The organism is Paraburkholderia phytofirmans (assembly GCF_046028095.1).
Classification (GTDB): Bacteria; Pseudomonadota; Gammaproteobacteria; order Burkholderiales; family Burkholderiaceae; genus Paraburkholderia; species Paraburkholderia phytofirmans_A.
Window position 1 is genome coordinate 39,375 of sequence record NZ_JAQQDJ010000017.1, and the last position, 16,965, is coordinate 56,339.

At 62.3% G+C, this 16,965-nt stretch carries 17 protein-coding genes; 8 read left to right on the forward strand and 9 right to left on the reverse strand.

The window, feature by feature from the left end; all coding sequences use genetic code 11:
• Nucleotides 1-5: 5 nt before the first annotated feature.
• Complete coding sequence (locus PQR54_RS33880) at nucleotides 6-962, reverse strand: LysR family transcriptional regulator (RefSeq protein WP_408253314.1); 957 nt, start codon at nucleotides 960-962, stop codon at nucleotides 6-8.
• Between the two features lie 762 nt (nucleotides 963-1,724).
• Nucleotides 1,725-2,777, reverse strand: a complete 1,053-nt coding sequence (locus PQR54_RS33885; RefSeq protein WP_408253316.1) for an NAD(P)-dependent alcohol dehydrogenase — start codon at nucleotides 2,775-2,777, stop codon at nucleotides 1,725-1,727.
• Nucleotides 2,778-3,095: 318 nt separating this feature from the next.
• Between PQR54_RS33885 and PQR54_RS33890 the strand changes: the two genes are divergently transcribed.
• Complete coding sequence (locus PQR54_RS33890; protein ID WP_408253318.1) at nucleotides 3,096-4,064, forward strand: AraC family transcriptional regulator; 969 nt, start codon at nucleotides 3,096-3,098, stop codon at nucleotides 4,062-4,064.
• Nucleotides 4,065-4,089: 25 nt separating this feature from the next.
• Here PQR54_RS33890 and PQR54_RS33895 read toward each other — a convergent pair whose 3' ends face one another.
• The 3 genes from PQR54_RS33895 to PQR54_RS33905 form a co-directional block, all read right to left on the reverse strand.
• Nucleotides 4,090-4,866, reverse strand: a complete 777-nt coding sequence (locus tag PQR54_RS33895; RefSeq protein ID WP_408253320.1) for a molybdopterin-dependent oxidoreductase — start codon at nucleotides 4,864-4,866, stop codon at nucleotides 4,090-4,092.
• Entirely contained in the window at nucleotides 4,863-5,498 is a 636-nt protein-coding gene (locus PQR54_RS33900) for a cytochrome b/b6 domain-containing protein (RefSeq protein ID WP_408253322.1), read from the reverse strand. The genes PQR54_RS33895 and PQR54_RS33900 overlap by 4 nt, the downstream gene beginning before the upstream one ends.
• A 92-nt stretch (nucleotides 5,499-5,590) precedes the next feature.
• Entirely contained in the window at nucleotides 5,591-6,223 is a 633-nt protein-coding gene (locus tag PQR54_RS33905) for a hypothetical protein (protein ID WP_408253324.1), read from the reverse strand.
• Nucleotides 6,224-6,416: 193 nt separating this feature from the next.
• Between PQR54_RS33905 and PQR54_RS33910 the strand changes: the two genes are divergently transcribed.
• Nucleotides 6,417-7,088 carry a heavy metal response regulator transcription factor gene (locus tag PQR54_RS33910; protein ID WP_168790805.1) on the forward strand — a complete coding sequence of 224 codons (672 nt, stop codon included), beginning with the start codon at nucleotides 6,417-6,419 and terminating at the stop codon, nucleotides 7,086-7,088.
• Nucleotides 7,085-8,485, forward strand: a complete 1,401-nt coding sequence (locus PQR54_RS33915; RefSeq protein WP_408253327.1) for a heavy metal sensor histidine kinase — start codon at nucleotides 7,085-7,087, stop codon at nucleotides 8,483-8,485. Before PQR54_RS33910 ends, PQR54_RS33915 begins: the two co-directional genes overlap by 4 nt.
• 12 nt (nucleotides 8,486-8,497) lie before the next feature.
• Here the strand turns inward: PQR54_RS33915 and PQR54_RS33920 are convergent, their stop codons facing one another.
• Nucleotides 8,498-8,896, reverse strand: coding sequence for a VOC family protein (locus PQR54_RS33920; protein WP_408253329.1), 399 nt, complete (start codon nucleotides 8,894-8,896; stop codon nucleotides 8,498-8,500).
• 54 nt (nucleotides 8,897-8,950) lie between these two features.
• Nucleotides 8,951-9,292 carry a zinc ribbon domain-containing protein YjdM gene (locus tag PQR54_RS33925; RefSeq protein ID WP_408253331.1) on the reverse strand — a complete coding sequence of 114 codons (342 nt, stop codon included), beginning with the start codon at nucleotides 9,290-9,292 and terminating at the stop codon, nucleotides 8,951-8,953.
• Between the two features lie 274 nt (nucleotides 9,293-9,566).
• Between PQR54_RS33925 and PQR54_RS33930 the strand changes: the two genes are divergently transcribed.
• Entirely contained in the window at nucleotides 9,567-9,869 is a 303-nt protein-coding gene (locus PQR54_RS33930; protein WP_408253334.1) for a putative quinol monooxygenase, read from the forward strand.
• A gap of 124 nt (nucleotides 9,870-9,993) precedes the next feature.
• On the opposite strand, the gene PQR54_RS33935 is transcribed toward PQR54_RS33930, so the two are convergent.
• On the reverse strand, nucleotides 9,994-11,472 hold the full coding sequence (locus PQR54_RS33935) for a diguanylate cyclase domain-containing protein (RefSeq protein WP_408253336.1): 1,479 nt from the start codon (nucleotides 11,470-11,472) through the stop codon (nucleotides 9,994-9,996).
• A gap of 258 nt (nucleotides 11,473-11,730) precedes the next feature.
• On the opposite strand from PQR54_RS33935, the gene PQR54_RS33940 reads away from it, so the two are divergent.
• Nucleotides 11,731-12,663 (forward strand): 2-hydroxyacid dehydrogenase, encoded by a 933-nt coding sequence (locus PQR54_RS33940; RefSeq protein ID WP_408253338.1) that lies wholly within the window; start codon nucleotides 11,731-11,733, stop codon nucleotides 12,661-12,663.
• 25 nt (nucleotides 12,664-12,688) lie between these two features.
• On the opposite strand, the gene PQR54_RS33945 is transcribed toward PQR54_RS33940, so the two are convergent.
• Nucleotides 12,689-13,447, reverse strand: a complete 759-nt coding sequence (locus PQR54_RS33945) for a GntR family transcriptional regulator (RefSeq protein WP_408253341.1) — start codon at nucleotides 13,445-13,447, stop codon at nucleotides 12,689-12,691.
• Between the two features lie 255 nt (nucleotides 13,448-13,702).
• On the opposite strand from PQR54_RS33945, the gene PQR54_RS33950 reads away from it, so the two are divergent.
• The 3 genes from PQR54_RS33950 to dctA all read left to right on the forward strand — a co-directional run bounded on the left by PQR54_RS33950 (nucleotide 13,703) and on the right by dctA (nucleotide 16,875).
• Entirely contained in the window at nucleotides 13,703-14,047 is a 345-nt protein-coding gene (locus tag PQR54_RS33950; protein WP_408253343.1) for a UxaA family hydrolase, read from the forward strand.
• A gap of 75 nt (nucleotides 14,048-14,122) precedes the next feature.
• A complete protein-coding gene (locus tag PQR54_RS33955; protein ID WP_042328033.1) occupies nucleotides 14,123-15,298 on the forward strand; it encodes a UxaA family hydrolase in 1,176 nt (391 codons plus the stop codon).
• A gap of 218 nt (nucleotides 15,299-15,516) precedes the next feature.
• Nucleotides 15,517-16,875: a C4-dicarboxylate transporter DctA gene (gene dctA, locus PQR54_RS33960; protein ID WP_408253345.1), complete on the forward strand. Its 1,359-nt coding sequence runs from the start codon at nucleotides 15,517-15,519 to the stop codon at nucleotides 16,873-16,875.
• Nucleotides 16,876-16,965: the final 90 nt, after the last annotated feature.

Sequence of the window (16,965 nt, forward strand, 5' to 3'; positions counted from 1 at the left end):
CCGCCTCAGGCGGGATGCAGGCCGCGCAGCAATTGACGGACACGCGAGAGATCCTGATCGACGTGCTCCGCTTTCTCGAACAACTCCGCCAGCCAGTCCACGAACGCGCGCACGCGCGGCGACACGCGGCGATTCTTCACGTAGGCAACCGAGACCGGCATCGGCACGGGCTTCCATTGCGGCATGACTTCGCGCAATAGTCCCGAGTCGAGATACGGTTGCGCGGCGATCCGCGCGGGCTGGATCAAGCCGAGGCCTTGCAGGCCGCAGGTGAGATAGGCCTGTTCGTCGCTGACTTTGACGAAGCCATTCACCTTCACGTTTTGCGCTTCGCCGTTCACTTCGAAATCGAAGTCCACTTCACGGCCATTGTGTGGCGACATGCAATTGACGGCTGTGTGGCCGCGCAAATCGTCGAGATCCGTGGGCGTGCCGTAGCGGGCCAGGTAGGCCGGGCTTGCGCAGGTCACGTGTTCGAGCGTGCCGAGTTGGCGCGCGACCAGATTCGAGTCCGGCAATTCGCCGAGCTGGATGCTGCAGTCGATCGCTTCGGTGATCAGATCGACTGTGCGGTTGCTGATGCTGATCGCGAGATCGAGGTTGGGGTAACGGGTGTGGAAGTCTTCGAGAGCGGGCAGCACGATGGCGCTGGCTACGGCGCCGGGCATTTCGATGCGCAGACGGCCGGTCAGGTTATCCGTCGCGTGACGGATGCTGGCTTCCATCTCGTCGATGTCGGCGAGGATTTGCGCGCAGCGTTCGTAGTACGCGGCGCCTTCGGGGGTGACGCTTAGGCGCCGCGTTGTGCGGGCTAGAAGGACTGTGCCTAGCAGGGCTTCCAGGTTCTGGACGATGGTGGTTGCCGTGGCGCGTGGAATGTTTAGTGATTCCGCTGCGCGGGTGAAGCTGTTGGTGTCCACGATTCGGATGAAGGTGCGCATTGCAGTTATTCTGTCAATCACGGTTCATGCTCCAGTCGAGGGTTGCTTTTGGGTTTTTTTTGCCTGTTTTTTTGGCGGTTTTTTTTGTTTGGGATGCTTAGGGTGTTGGCCTTTCCTTGCTTTGCTTGTGGTCTATTAGCGGTGCCCCTGTGCGGGGCGGCACCTACTTCTCTTTGCCGCCGCAAAGAGAAGTAGGCAAGAGAAAGCGGCTCAAACCGCTAGCTCATAAGCGGGTCCCCTGGCTCGGAGGGGGCAGTGGTGCATCTGGAATCCGTGTTCTCGCGCATTCCATGCACGTGACACAGCAGTCATGCTTCCCGCCTCGCGCTCCGCGCTCGCCGGGACGGTCCGCGAAAAACCAGTGGGTTTGTTTGTGTGTGGTGGGGCCGTCGGCTTCGCCTCGGCGATGCGCGAAAAAAACGATGGGTTTACTGATGTACCGGGGGGCGCGCGCAGCGCCGCCGGAAGAATGACTGCTTTGTCACTCATGCGGAATGTGCGAGGGCACTAATTCCAGATGCACCACTACCGCGGCTGTGCGGGGGACCCGCTTAAGAGTTAGCGGTGTGAGCCGCTTTCTCTTGCCTACTTCTCTTTGCGGCGGCAAAGAGAAGTAGGTGCCGCCCCGCACAGGGGCAACGCCAATAGACCACTAACAAAGCAAGGAAAGGCCAAAACCCCAACCCAACAACCAATCAAAGGCCAAGAAAAAAAACCAGAAAACAGCCCGCGCCGCGAGCCCAAAAAAACGACCCCCAGCGCAAGCCAAAAAAACCAAAAAAATCACTTCCGCAAGGAATCCAGATCAATCACAAACCGATACTTAACATCACTCTTCAGCATCCGTTCAAAAGCCTCATTGATCCCCTGCATAGGAATCACCTCAACATCAGAAGTAATCCCATGTTCCCCGCAGAAGTCCAACATTTCCTGCGTCTCAGCAATCCCACCAATCAACGACCCAGCCAACCGGCGACGCTTGAAGATGAGATTGAACACCTGCGGCGACGGATGATCATGCTCCGGTGCACCAACCAGCGTCATAGTCCCATCCCGCTTGAGCAGATTCAAAAACGGATTCAAATCATGCGGAGCAGCAACCGTATTCACAATCAGATCGAAGCTATTCAAATGCGCTTCCATTTCCTCGGCATTCTTCGAAATCACAACTTCATGCGCACCCAACCGCTTCGCATCTTCGATCTTGGAAGGCGAGGTAGTGAACAGCACAACATGCGCACCCATCGCGCGAGCGAGCTTCACACCCATATGCCCCAGACCGCCAAGCCCGACAATGCCCACCTTCTTGCCAGGACCAGCACCCCAGGTCCGCAGCGGCGAATACGTCGTGATCCCAGCGCACAGCAACGGCGCGACACCAGCAGGATCGAGATTCGCCGGCACACGCAGCGTGAACGCTTCATCCACGACGAGCTGCGTGGAATAACCACCGTAAGTGACCTGACCGTCGACCCGATCGACACCGTTATACGTGCCGACAAAACCGTTCTCGCAATACTGCTCGAGATCTTCCTTGCAACTCGCACACGTGCGGCATGAATCCACCAGACAGCCGACGCCGACCAGATCGCCAGCCTTGTACTTCGTTACGTCCGGACCAACCGCGGTCACGCGGCCGACAATCTCATGGCCCGGCACAACCGGAAACACCGTGTTCTTCCATTCGTTGCGCGCCTGATGCAAATCGGAATGGCACACACCGCAAAACAGAACTTCCATCTGCACGTCATGGGCGCGCAGTTCGCGGCGCTGGATTTCGAACGGGGCGAGCGGCGCGGTCGCGTCGGTCGCTGCATAGGCGTAAGTCGTGCTCATGGGTAGCTCCAGCAAAGAGGGTGAAGTCGCAAGGCGCCGGCGATGGGCGACGCATGTCGCCGATGTGGCCAACCTCGTCATGAACCGGGATCACTGCGCGGGCGGTGGCTGGCAAATTCGTCAAACTGGGAATCGCCAACCGAGCCCGGCGCAGCGCGGAAAAGGATGATCCGGCAGGGTTCCCATGATAGGAGTGGGCAGGCACCCCGGGAATACCTGAATGTCTTGAAGATTTGCCTAAAACTCCTGGCGAGGAGCGCGATAGGTCGTTTGATGCTAAATTTCAAGCATTATTCTCTCGCACGTCACTATACCGTCATGTCACCCCGTTCCGCTGAACCCGTATCGGTCAATCCGGCCCACCAGCGCGTGGTCGAGTTATTCGATGTGCTCGCACCCACGCCGGGCCTCACGCGCACGAGTCTCGAAGGCGTCAATCTGATGCGCGCGAACGCGCCCATGCCGCGTATGCCGGTCATGTACGAGCCGAGCATCGTGATCGTCTGCCAGGGTCGCAAGCGCGGCTTTCTCGGCGATCAGGTGTTTCAGTACGACGCACAGCAGTATCTCGTGCTCTCGGTGCCCTTGCCATTCGAATGCGAGACCGAGGCGAGCGCGGAAGAGCCTTTTCTCGCCATCTCGGTGCGCGTCGATCTGACCATGGTGGCCGAATTGCTGATGGCGTTGAATGAAACGCAGGGCGCCGCGCAGAACGAACCCGTTGGCATTTATTCAACAGCGCTCGACCCGGCGCTGAGCAACGCGGTGCAACGTTTGATGGACGCGCTGGCTTCTCCGCTCGACGCGCGCATTCTCGCGCCCGGCGTGGTGCGCGAAATCTGTTATCGCGTGCTGACCGGCGAGCAGGGCGACGCGATTCGCGCGGCGCTCACGCATCAGAATCATTTCGGCCGCGTTGCCAAAGCATTGCGGCGAATTCATGCGGATTACCACGGCGTGCTCGACGTCGATACGCTCGCGTCCGAAGCGGGCATGAGCCTCGCCGTGTTCCATGCGCAGTTCAAAGCCGTCACCGCCACTTCGCCGATGCAATACGTGAAGACCACGCGCTTGCATCACGCGCGTTTGCTGATGGTGCAGGACGGGTTGAATGCGGGCGCGGCCGCGGCGCGCGTCGGTTATGAAAGCGCGTCGCAGTTCAGCCGCGAGTTCAAGCGTTTGTTCGGACTGAGCCCGGTCGACGAAGTGAAGCGCATGCGCGCCCTCTACGATGCGCCGGCGCCACGTTTGGTCAAACCGGTGGCGCGTTACGTCACCGCGGTGTGATTGGGCAAGCCCGCTGCGCCATACGTTACAAACCGCTGAACCAGTTGTACCCCTGGTCTTCCCAATAGCCGCCGGGATTCGTGTTGGTCACAAAGATCGCCGCGATGTGCTTGGGATTCTTGAAGCCGAGTTTGGTCGGCACGCGCAGTTTCAGCGGATAGCCGTATTTAGCAGGCAGTGGTTCATTGCGGAAATCGAGCGTGAGTTGCGTCTGCGGATGCAGCGCTGTCGCCATGTCGAGACTGGAGTAATAACGGTCCGCACATTTGAAACCGACATAGCGAGCGCTCAGATCGGCGCCGACGCGCTCCAGAAACGTGCGAAACGGTACGCCGCGCCATTGTCCGATAGCGCTCCATCCTTCAATGCAGATGTGGCGTGTGATCTGCGAAGCCTGCGGCAACGCGCGTAGTTGATCGAGATTCCACGTGCGCTTGTCCGATACGAGCCCCGACACTTCCAGTTGATAAGTCGAGCCGTCGATGTCGGGCGCGTCGAACTCTGGATAAAACGCATTGAAGGGAAACGGGTCGGTGATTTCGCGCGCCGAATAGGTTGGCGCGAGCTTGTTGCGGTCGAATAGCCAGCCCTGCACGCGATCGTTCCAGCGCGACATGGCCCAGAGTACCTTGTCGACCGAATCGCCGTCCTGCATGTTGCAGCCCGAGAGCATCGCCAGTGCGCCGATGGAGAGCGACGAACGCAGGAACAGCCGCCGTTGCAGCCGCTCGATTTGCGGCTGATGATCGGCAAGCACGATGCGGGAGCGCCGCGCGTCATTGTTGGGTTTGGATGCGCTCATGCCTGGCTCCCTTCATGCGCCGAATGTGCCCGTGCGCGCCCTGTCAGCATCGGCAGCAAGGTGCGCGGCACGAGCAGCACCAGCGCCAGATGCACGACCACGAAACCGACCACGCCTGCCATTGCGATGAAATGCACGCGCCGCGCAAAGTCGAATCCGCCGAATAGCGCGGTGAGCCACGAGAATTGCACGGGCTTCCAGATGGACAGCCCCGACGCCACCAGCAACACGCCAAGACACAGCACGAGCAGATACAGTGCACGTTGCACCGCGTTATATTTTCCGGAATCGTGCGGCAGCTTGAAGCGCAGCGCGAGGCTTGCGTCATGCACTACGTCGCGCGGATGAACCGGCAACAGCTTGCGGCGGAAATGCCCGCGTCCAACGCCATACGCGAAATACAGCAGCCCGTTCGCGCACAGCAGCCACATCGCCGCGAAATGCCACGCGATCGAGCCGCCCAGCCATCCGCCGACGGTCGCCCAAACCGGAAACCGGAACGGGAAAAACGGCGACGCGTTATAAATGGCCCAGCCGCTCATCACCATGCAGACCATCGCGAATGCGTTGATCCAGTGCGTGATTCGCACGACGAGCGGGTGTACGAGCAGGCGCGGTTTTGATTCGGGCATGGTGCGAAGGTCACGAGACAAACAGGAAATCGAAAAGCCGCGTCATGCAAGAACGCGGCTGCCCGACTCAAAGTGAAAACAGCAACACCGTCTTACATCGGCGGCGTCACGCCATGCTCGCCCGCGGAGATAAAGTTGGCGGCCATCGAGCCGTCGGCTTCCTTGTGCGCGAACAGCACGACTTTCGCGCCCGGCACGAGCAGCGAACGGTCACCCGGTTCCAGCGCGACGATAGGTACGTCCTGCGGAATCACGATTTTCTTTTCGCCGTCCTTGTACTTCACGGTGATCGTGCGGCCGTTGCTGACCACCAGCGAACCGACGGTGCCGTTGGTCATGGAGCTGTTGCCGCCGAGATCCCACGGACGATGGCCTTCGCCGGAGCCGCGCATGCTGGCCGGGAACACGTGTACTTCGAGCGCCTTCAGCGTGCCGTCCGCCTGCGGAATCGCGGCGGTGCCGACGTAGCTGTCCGGCTTGATATCGTTGATGTTGGCGAGCACCACGCCGCGGATCGGCGTGTCCTTGGCGAGCTTCACGTCGACGTCTTTGCCGTCGCGCGTGTGGATCTTGAGCAGATCGCCCGACAGCGAGGTCACCGTGCCGCGCACGCCGGTGGGCGCGGCGCTCTGGGCCTGTGCAGCCGGTCCGGCAGCGAGCAAAGCAGCGGCGACGAGCGCGGGGGCGGCGAAAGCGCGCAACGCACGCGCGGAAACGATCTTCATGAATCTGCTCCAGGTGGTGAAGGATGGGGGCAGATTAGTCTCGGGACCGGCTCCGGCGAGTGACAGACGGATGACAAAAACGTCATGAACGGCGCGCAACGGCCACGTAAAATGACTGGCATATCCACGTCCAGGATTCGGCGAGCGGCAGGGCGAGGCTCTGCGTCAAAGCCGAATCGGAGCACCGAGCACCATGAGCATCCTCGTCATTGAAGACGATCCGAAAACCGGCGACTACCTGAAGAAGGGTTTGCGCGAGAGCGGCTATGCGGTCGATCTCGCGCGCACCGGCACGGACGGCCTGCATATGGCGCTCGAAAACGCGTACGACCTCGTGGTGCTGGACGTGATGCTGCCCGGCATCGACGGTTGGGAAATCATGCGGGCGCTGCGCGCGCGGCGCGATCTGCCGGTGATTTTCCTGACCGCGCGCGACCACGTCAGCGATCGCATTCGCGGTCTCGAACTCGGTGCGGACGACTATCTCGTCAAGCCATTTTCATTTACGGAACTGGTGCTGCGTATCCGCACACTGCTGCGCCGTGGCGTGATCCGCGAGAGCGACGTATTCGAAATCGCCGACCTCAAGCTCGACGTGCTGCGCCGCAAGGTGACGCGCGAAGGCGTGGAGATTCCGCTCACCAACAAGGAATTCATGCTGCTGCATCTGCTGGTGCGCCGTCAGGGCGAAGCCCTGTCGCGTACGCAGATCGCCTCTGAAGTGTGGGACATGAACTTCGACAGCGACACCAACGTGGTCGACGTGGCCATCAAACGGCTGCGCGCCAAAGTCGATCATCCATTTGAAAAGAAGCTGATCCATACCGTGCGCAGCATCGGCTATACGTTCGGCGACGGCTCATGAAATTCTGGACCGGGCGCTCGCTCACGGCTCGCACCACGGTGCTGTTCGCGTCGATTGCGTGCGTCGTGATCGGCACGCTCGGCGCGTACTTCTATCACTCCGCGGAGGTGTCGTTGCAACGCCGCGCCGACGTGGTGCTGACGGCCCGCGTCGAGCATTTCAGCCGTATCGTGCGCGATCTCTATTCGGTCGGCGAACTGAAGAGCCGGCCGTTGCTGTTCGAGACCATGCTCGGCGCGGAACAGGACGTGCTGCTGTTTCGCCGCCCGGGCGAAGCGCCGTTCATCGACGTGAACCCGGCGGGCGTGGCAGTGCCCGCGCTGCAAGCCGGCGTGGAGGGCCGCTTGCCGACCTTCGCCGACGTTCACCAGACGCAGTTGGCTAACGGTGTGCCGGTGCATTGGGCGATCGCCACCGCCCGAGCGCGCGAGGATGGCACCGAAGTCGAAGTGATCGCCGGCCACCCGATGACGGAGGAAGTGCGCATGCTGGCCGCGTACCGCGACCGCATCGTGCTGGCCACGCTGATCGGCATGCTGGCCGCGACGCTGCTCGCCTGGTACGTGCTGCGCCGGGCGCTGCGCCCGGTTCGCGAGATTGCCACGCGGGCCGCGCAGATCAATCCCACGAGCCTGTCGGTGCGGCTCGACAGCGAGGCGGCGCCGCTCGAATTGCGCCAGCTCACGCATGCGTTCAACGCCATGCTCGACCGTCTCGCCGATGGTTATCAGCGGCTCTCGCAGTTTTCCGCCGATCTGGCGCACGAGATTCGCACGCCGGTCGGCGCGTTGATCGGGCAGACGCAAGTGACGCTCGCGCGGACCCGCGAGCCCGACGAGTATCAGCAGGTGCTCGAATCGAATCTCGAAGAACTGAGCCGTCTGAGCCATATCGCGGAGAACATTCTGTTTCTCGCGCATGCGGACCATGCGGCGCTTTCAGTGGAACGCGAGCCGGTCGATCTGCGCGAGGAACTCGTCAGGATCGCAGATTATTTCGAAGGTCCCGCCGACGAACGCGGCATGCGCTTCGTGGTCGAGGCCACGGGGGTAGCGTCAGCCAATCCGATGCTGTGCCGCCGCGCGATCAATAACCTGGTTGTCAATGCCGTGCGCTACGGGGCGAGCGATACGGTGGTGCGTCTGCGTGGCACGCAGGACGACGCGGGTGCCACCGTTGTGGTCGAAAACGACGGCGCGCCGATTCCCGAGGAGCAACTAGGCCGCCTGTTCGATCGCTTCTATCGCGCGGACGCGGCGCGTAGCGCCTTCACCGAATCGAGCGGTCTGGGTCTTGCGATCGTCAAGGCAATCATGCATCTGCATGGCGGCACGGCGCGCGTGGTGTGTCCGGCGCCGGGCGTGGTGCGCTTCGAGCTGCGCTTTCCGGGCGCATAAGTGCTGGTCGCGCTAACGGGTTTCCGGTTCGTGACAGCACACGCAGAGCTTGTTGCCGTCCGGATCGCGAAAATACGCGCCGTAATAGTCCGCATGATATTGCGGACGCAAACCCGGCGGCCCCTCGCACGTGCCGCCGTGAGCGAGCGCCGCGGCGTGCGCGCGATCGACCGTGACGCGGTCGGCGGCGAGCAGGGCGATCATCTGACCGTTGCCGGCCGAGGCAGGATGGCCGTCGTAGGGCTTACCGATTACGAACAGCGGGCGCGGCGCATCCACCGCCATCCAGCCGGACCAGCATGCGTCCGGATCGCGGAACTTGAGGCGCAGATCGAGCGTGCCCATCAGTGAGTCGTAAAAGCTGCAGGCACGCTCGAAATCGCCGATACCGATGAAAACATGGGAAAGCATCGCTGTCGCTCCTCGTGAGTGCCGCCTGTGCTGGCCGGCGCCGTTCGTTCAGACTCAAACCTTCTTCAGATACGCGGCCTTCAGCATGAAGCTGCCGGCGTCCATCTTGCAGTCCACTTCGTGATCGCCGCCGACAAGGCGAATGCTCTTCACCTTGGTGCCCATTTTCAGCGTGATCGACGAGCCTTTCACTTTCAGGTCCTTGATCAGGACGACGGCATCGCCATCGGCCAGCGGGTTGCCGTTGGCGTCCTTGACCACGCGTGCGTCGGCTTCGTCGACGGACGCGGCGGCGTTCATCGGCCATTCATGCGCGCAGTCGGGGCAGACATAGTTGTCGCCGTCCGGGTAGGTGTTTTCCATTGCGCACTGCGGGCAGGCGGGAATTGTCGACATGATTTTTCCAGACCGCGGCGCCGGGCCGCGGAAAACTTCAGGGGCGGCGAGTATAGCCGACGGACGCCGGCCGGCCGGCAGCCGCAACACGGAATGCTGCGCTAGCGCAAACCGGCGCGGCGTGTGTGGATCTTGGCGCGAAGGGCGTGTGACGGCGCTAGACGGGCAGCGGACTATACTCGTCCGATAGACCGGCGGTCCCCAATGTCTCGTCGTGCTTTGCGAACCCTCGCACAGCACACCATTGTTCGCATCTCACAGCAGGAGTTCTGTCATGGTCAAACTCGCACTGTACGTTCGTCTCGAAGCCAGGCCCGGCAAGGAAAAAGAGGTCGAAGCGTTTCTGCTCAGCGGTTTGCCGCTGGTCGAGGAGGAGCCGGGCACCGTCGCGTGGTTCGGTTTGAAGCTGGGGCCGTCCACCTTCGGTATCTTCGACGCCTTTCCGGATGAAGCCGGCCGCGACGCGCATCTGAACGGCAAAGTGGCGGCCGCGTTGATGGCGAAGGCCGGCGACCTGTTCGCCTCGCCGCCCACGATCGAGAAGGTCGATGTGCTGGCGGCCAAATTGCCGGGCTAAGCGAACTATCGACCGCGGAGCGGGGCCGGTCGCTCCGTCGTCCGGTCCGCCGACGCCGTAACGCAAATACGCGCTAGTCATCCCGACGACGCCACGCCATGACCCGGCGCGGCCGATGCAATGTTCAGCGCCCCGCCGAGTCGCCCGCCGGCTGGCTCGCGTAGGTCGCGCGCTTGTCCTCGTACATCAGCAGATCGGCGCGCTGCACGCCCGCTTCGAGCCGGTCGCCGCGCTGGCAGGTGGCCGCGCCCATCGAGAAACTGAGCGGCGAGCCCGGATAAAACTGATTGTTCAGCTCCACCAGTTGCCGGATCGCATCGACCATCGCGGCGCCGCCGCGCTCGTCGGTGTCCGGCATCAGGATCGCGAACTCGTCTCCGCCAATGCGCGCCGCGTGAAACGGTGTCTCGGTCGCCTTGGCAAGCACCTCGCCGGCACGCCGCAACAGCGCGTCACCCGCCGCGTGGCCGAGCTGATCGTTGACGCGTTTCAGACCGTTCAGATCGGCCATGATGATCGTCACGGGCCACGGGCCCTTGCGTTCGAGCCGGTTGAGTTCGTCCACGTAGAACGAGCGGTTGCGCAGTTTGGTCAGCACGTCGTGCTTGCCGAGGAACTCCAGGTAGGCTTCGGCCTTCTTGCGCGCCGTGATGTCCGTGAGCGCGACCAGCACCAGATCCCAGCTCTTTTCATGCCCCGGCAGCACGGAAAACTGCAGGTGCACATGCACTTCGCTGCCGTCGAGCGAATAGTTGAGCACTTCGCGCTGCTGGAACAGCTTGCCGTCCCACAGATCGACCAGCTGCTCGCGGAAATGCGGACGCATGTCGTCGCGGAATACGTCGGCGAGATGCGACAGCAGCGTTTTCTTGTCTTTCGCGGCGAACATGTCGAGCGTGTGCTGGTTCACGTCGAGCACGTGGATTTCCTGCATGCAGCGCTCGACGAACTCGGGATGCACGTCGGTAAACACACGGAAATCGTTGATGCCGGCCGCCCGCGCTTCGTCGAGCAGACGCTTGACCGCGCTGAAATCCTCCACCCAGAGCGATACCGGCGAATATTCGAACAGGCCGCGCACATACTGTTCGGCAAGCGTCACGCGATGCCGCGCGCCTTCCAGTTCCGTAATGTCTTCGACCGACACCAGCACGCGGTCCCAGCGCGCCTCGTGGCCGGGCAGCACGGCGCCCTTGAGCAGCACGTCCAGGCGCCGTCCGCCGAGCGTGTAGTTGACCGTCTGGCTGGTGAACTGCGATTGGCCGGACCACAACTGGCATAACTCTTCAAGGTGCGTCTTGAGCATGTCGTCGCGGAACACCGAGGCGAGATTGCTGGTGAGCGCGTCGAAATCGGCGGCCTCGAATTGCGTCAGTGTCTTCTGATTGACCTTGATGACGCGGATGCTATGCGCGCATTGCGCGACGCAGCCCGGATTGGCGGCGAAATGTGCACGCAGATCGGTTACGCCGTCTGCCCGCCATGCATCGAACAAAGCGCGCACGCCGCTGAAGTCTTCGAGCCACAGCGAGACGGGCGCGAGTTCGAACATCTCGGAATCGTCGTTGGCGGGCGCGGGGCCGCGCGGGAGGATATCCAGCATGAGGTTCTCAAAAGCGGAAGTGCCGCTATTTTAAGACGGGTTGGGCTGTGGCTGAAAAGAAAGACCGGTTACGCATCATTTTTGCGTCGGGTCATTCAACGGGATAACGGCGGGGTTCCGTTGGACTTGAGGCGCGCCGGGGCGCAGCCGGCAAGGCATCCGGCTCGTGAGCGGGCTTGCCGGCAAGCCTTCGGGAGCCTTGTTACACTGGCCTGGAAATTGTCCTGTCCATCCACGTCGCCAGGAAAAAGCGCCGCCATGAAGCCATCCCTGCTGGTTCTGATCCACCTCAACGATGCAAGCCGCGCGAAGATCGAGGCCGCGTTCGACGTCGTCTACGCGCCCGATGCCGCCGGCCGAGCCGCCGCGCTCGACGCGCACGGCGAGACGATTCGCGCCGTGCTGACCAACGGCACGACCGGGCTCGCCGCCGCGGACATCGACCGCATGCCGCAGCTCGAACTCATCAGCGCGCTGGGCGCGGGCTACGAAAACCTCGCCGTCGACCACGCCCGCTCGCGCGATATCGTGCTCGTCAACGGCGCGGGCACCAACGATCATTGCGTGGCCGATCATGCATTCGCGCTGCTGCTCGCGGTGGTGCGCGACGTGCCGCAACTCGATCAGGCCACCCGCAAGGGCGTCTGGCGCGACACCTTGCCGATGCACCCGAACGTCTCCGGCAAGCGCCTCGGCATTGTCGGGCTCGGCAATATCGGCGAGAAGGTCGCGCGGCGCGGCGCGGGCTTCGAGATGGAAATCGGCTATCACAACCGTAAGCCGCGTGAAGGCTCGCCGCATCGGTACTTCGATAGCGTGGAAGGCCTTGCGCGCTGGAGCGACTTTTTGATCGTTGCGACGCCGGGCGGTGCGGGAACGCGTCATCTGATCGGCGCGGCGGTGTTCGAGGCGCTCGGTCCGCAGGGCTTCGTGGTCAACGTCTCGCGCGGCAGTGTGCTCGACACGGCGGCGCTCGCGCAGGCGCTTACAACAGGGACGATTGCCGGCGCCGCGCTCGACGTCTACGAGAGCGAGCCCCATCCGCCCGAAGCCTTGCTAACGCTGCGGAACGTGGTGTTGACGCCGCACGTGGGCGGCCGCTCGCCGGAAGCGATCACGGCCTCGGTCGACAACTTTTTGAGCAACGCCCGCCGGCATTTTGCGGGAGAAGCGGTACTGACGCCGATCTGACGTTTAGAACCCGCGCGGTCCGCGGCTACTTTTCTTCGCTGCTGCCCGGCCGGTTGCCGATGTACTCGTACTCTTCGGTGTTGAGCCGCGAAACCCGCAGCTCGACCACGGCACGATGATACGAGTAGGCAATGCGCCGGATCTCCAGCAAGGGCGCGCCGACCTCCACGCCTAACTCGGCGCTTTCCAGTTCGCTCGCCAGACCCACGCTGACGCGTTCATCGGTCTCGACCACGTTGATGCCGAAACCGTCCTGATAGAAGTTGTACAGCGTGTTCGGCCGGTTGCGCAGTTTCGTTTCGGTGAGACCCGGAAAGTGCGCCTCCGGCACGGTGATATGTTCGATCAGGACCGTTTTGCCATGCAGCGCGAGGCCGTTGACGAACTGGAACACGCGCGCGCCGGTTTCCACGCCGAGCACGGCCGCCACTTCGCGCGAAGCACGAGCCTTCTTGAAATGGATCAGCGTGACGACGGGATAGGCCTTGTCGCCGTCGCGCCGCACGACCCGGAAGAAACGGAAAAAATGCCGGTCGCGCTGATGCATGGACACGAACGTGCCCAGCCCCTGATGACGGATCAGGATGTTCTCGGCGCACAGTTCGTCGATCGCCTTGCGCAGCGTGCCGATGGACACACCGAAGCGCTCGGCGAGCCGCTTCTCCGAAGGAATGCATTCGCCGCCTTTCCATTCGCCCGCCGAGAGCGCGGCGAGTATCGCGCTCTTGACCTCTTTGTAGCGCGTGCCGCCCAGCGCGGGCGGATTGATGGCGAGCGTGCTCATGAATACCTCTGCAATGCGCGAGCCGTGCGATGCCGCTCGCGAGTTAGACCTGCGCCGATTTTAAACGACAAACTCATCTAGTCCATCCAGATGACCTGAATTCCTGGGCCCTACTGGAAAACACTCATGTAACACATATAGATGACCTAGTTGACATCCACCGATGTGCCGCCTAATATCCATTCCACAGCAGCGCATCTGGCTGCGCTTTCCCAGCGGCACGACACCGCATTCAATTCACGAATGGAGACGCTAATGAGCAATCCCACGGCAGACATCAAGGGCACCGCGGCAGCGGGCGCGTCGCCCGAACGCAAGACGATTCACATCGTGTTGCACGAGGCGAAAGACACAGTCGGTGTGGCGGTCGTCGAGGGCATCAAGGCGGGCACGCAACTGAACGCGTGGATCATGGACGACGACGAGATCGTGACCTTTCGGGCCAGACAGGACATTCCGATCGGGCACAAGGTGGCGCTCAAGGACATGGCAGTGGGCGACACGGTGTTCAAGTACGGCGTGGATATCGGCAAGGTGGTCGCGCCGATCAAGGCCGGCGAACACGCCCACGTGCACAACATCAAGACGAAGCGCTGGTAAGCCGCGCTCGCCGGCTACCCGCACTGCCGCAATCGAATCGCCCCACATCCGAACGATCTGAACGAGAGACACACCATGAGCGTGATTGACCTGGATACGACTTTCCGCGGCTATCGTCGCGACAATGGCCGCGTTGGCGTACGCAACCACGTGATCATCCTGCCGGTCGACGATCTGTCGAACGCCGCGGCGCAAGCCGTCGAGCACAACATCAAAGGCACCATGGCGCTGCCGCACCCGTACGGGCGGCTGCAGTTCGGCGCCGACCTCGATCTGCACTTTCGCACGCTGATCGGCGCGGGCAGCAACCCGAATGTCGCGGCGGTGATCGTGATCGGTATCGAGGAAGGCTGGACCAAGCGCGTGGTGGACGGCATCGCCAAAACCGGTAAGCCGGTGATGGGCTTCGGCATCGAACTGCATGGCGATCACGACACCATCATGCGCGCCTCGAAGGCGGCCAAGGAAATGGTGCAGTACGCCACCTCGCTCGATCGCGAGGAATGTCCGATCTCGGACCTGTGGGTCTCCACCAAGTGCGGCGAGTCGGATACGACCTCGGGCTGCGGCGCCAATCCGACCGTCGGCAATGCTTTCGACAAGCTATATGGACTCGGCACCACGCTCGTGTTCGGCGAGACGTCGGAGTTGACCGGCGGCGAGCAGATCGTCGCCGCGCGCTGCGCCAACGACGGCGTGCGCGAGCGCTTCCAGTTCATGTTCGACCGCTATCAGGACATGATCAACCGCTGGAAGACGGACGACCTTTCCGAGTCGCAACCCACCAAGGGCAATATCGCGGGCGGCCTCACGACCATCGAGGAAAAGGCGCTCGGCAATATCCAGAAGATCGGCAAGAAGTGCATGGTTGACGGCGTGCTCGACAAGGCAGAGGAGCCGACGCACGCGGGGCTGTGGTTCATGGATTCGTCGTCTGCGGCGGCCGAGATGGTGACCTTGTGCGCGGCGTCCGGTTTCGCGGTGCATTTCTTCCCGACCGGGCAGGGCAACGTGATCGGCAATCCGATCGTGCCGGTCATCAAGATCTGCGCGAACCCGCGTACGGTGCGCACGATGGGCGAGCATATCGATGTCGACGTAACCGGCATTCTGCAGCGCGAACAGAACCTCGATCAGAGCGGCGACAAACTGCTCGAATGCATGATGGCCACGATCAACGGCCGCTTTACCGCCGCGGAAGCGCTCGGTCATCGCGAGTTCGTGCTGACCCGGCTGTTCGAAAGCGCCTGAGTCTGGCTCTGGCGGCGAGGCAAAGCGCGGCCGCAGCGGTTGCCGCGTTTGCCACGTTTGCCACGTTTGCCGCATTTGCCTGGTAGTATCGCAGTGGACCCCAAATCCCGGCGCTCGCCGGCACGGAGAACGGCCACGACGCCGCCCGTTGCCGGCAAGCCATGCCGCTAACGGCGCCGGTTCGACACCTGGCGGCAGCGAGTGGAGGAGACACCATCTTGCGCGTGCTCAAACATCTCTACGTGCAAGTCCTGATCGGACTTGCGGCCGGAATTGTCGTCGGTTACTTCGCGCCCGCGTTCGGCGTCGAAATGAAACCGCTCGGCGATACCTTTATCCGCCTCATCAAGATGCTGATCACGCTGGTGATCTTCTGCACCGTGTCGGTGGGCATCGCGCGAATGGAAAGCCTCAAGCAGGTCGGCCGCGTCGGCTTCAAGACGTTGCTCTATTTCGAAGTGGTGACCACCATCGCGCTCGTGATCGGGCTGGTGGTGGCGAACGTGCTGCATCCGGGCGCGGGGCTGAACATCGATCCCGCCACGCTCGACACGCATGCCATGACGCACTACGTGGCGGACGCGCATTCGGCATCGTCGAGCTTCTTCGATCTGCTCGTGCCGAATTCGGTGGTCGGTGCATTTGCACGGGGCGATCTATTGCAGGTGCTGTTGTTCTCGGTGCTGTTCGGCATCGCGCTGTCGATCATGTCGCAGCGCAGCCGGCTGCTCATGCGCGGCATCGAACAGTTCGGCGACACGCTCATGCGCATCGTCGAGATGATCATGCGGCTCGCGCCGCTCGGCGCATTCGGCGCGATCGCCTTCACGGTCGGCAAATACGGTATCGGCACCTTGCAGCAACTCGGGCTGCTGATTCTCTGCTTCTACATCACCAGCATCCTGTTCGTCGCCATCGTGCTTGGCGCGGCGGCGCGCTGGGCGGGCGTCGGACTCTGGCCGCTCTTGCGCTACTTTCGCGAGGAACTGCTGATCGTGCTGGGCACGTCCACCACGGAATCCGTGCTGCCGCGGCTGATGGAGAAGCTCGAACGCATGGGCTGCCCGCGGGCGATCGTCGGACTCGTGCTGCCTACCGGCTATTCGTTCAACCTCGACGGCGCCGCGATCTATCTGACGATGACTTCGCTCTTCATCGCGCAGGCCACCAACACGCATCTCTCGTTGATGCAGCAACTGGGTCTGCTGGCGATCCTGATGCTGACTTCGAAGGGAGGCGCGGGTGTGGCGGGAGCGGCGCTGGTCGCGTTGACGGCGACGCTGTCGACGCACAACATCATCCCCGTGGCGGGCATCACGCTGATTCTCGGCGTGGATCGTGTGCTGAACGAAATTCGCGCGTTGACCAATATGATCGGCAACGTGGTGGCGACGTTGGTGGTCGCGCGTTGGGAAGGTGCTTTCGATGCGCGCGCGGCAAGGGAATTTCTCGCGGCGCCGCGTGAAGTGCGGGATCAGGTGCAGTCCAAACCGCAGGTCCAGACGCCGTCGACTCAACCTGGTCTTGAGGAAAGACATCCGTCTGCCGGTACGACGCTGCTGGAAAAAGGCGGTTGAGTAGGACAATCACAATAGCGATCCAGAAGAGGATCATCACGGACAATGCCGCAATCCACACATTGCGGCATTGCTTTGTGTGCGTTTCGA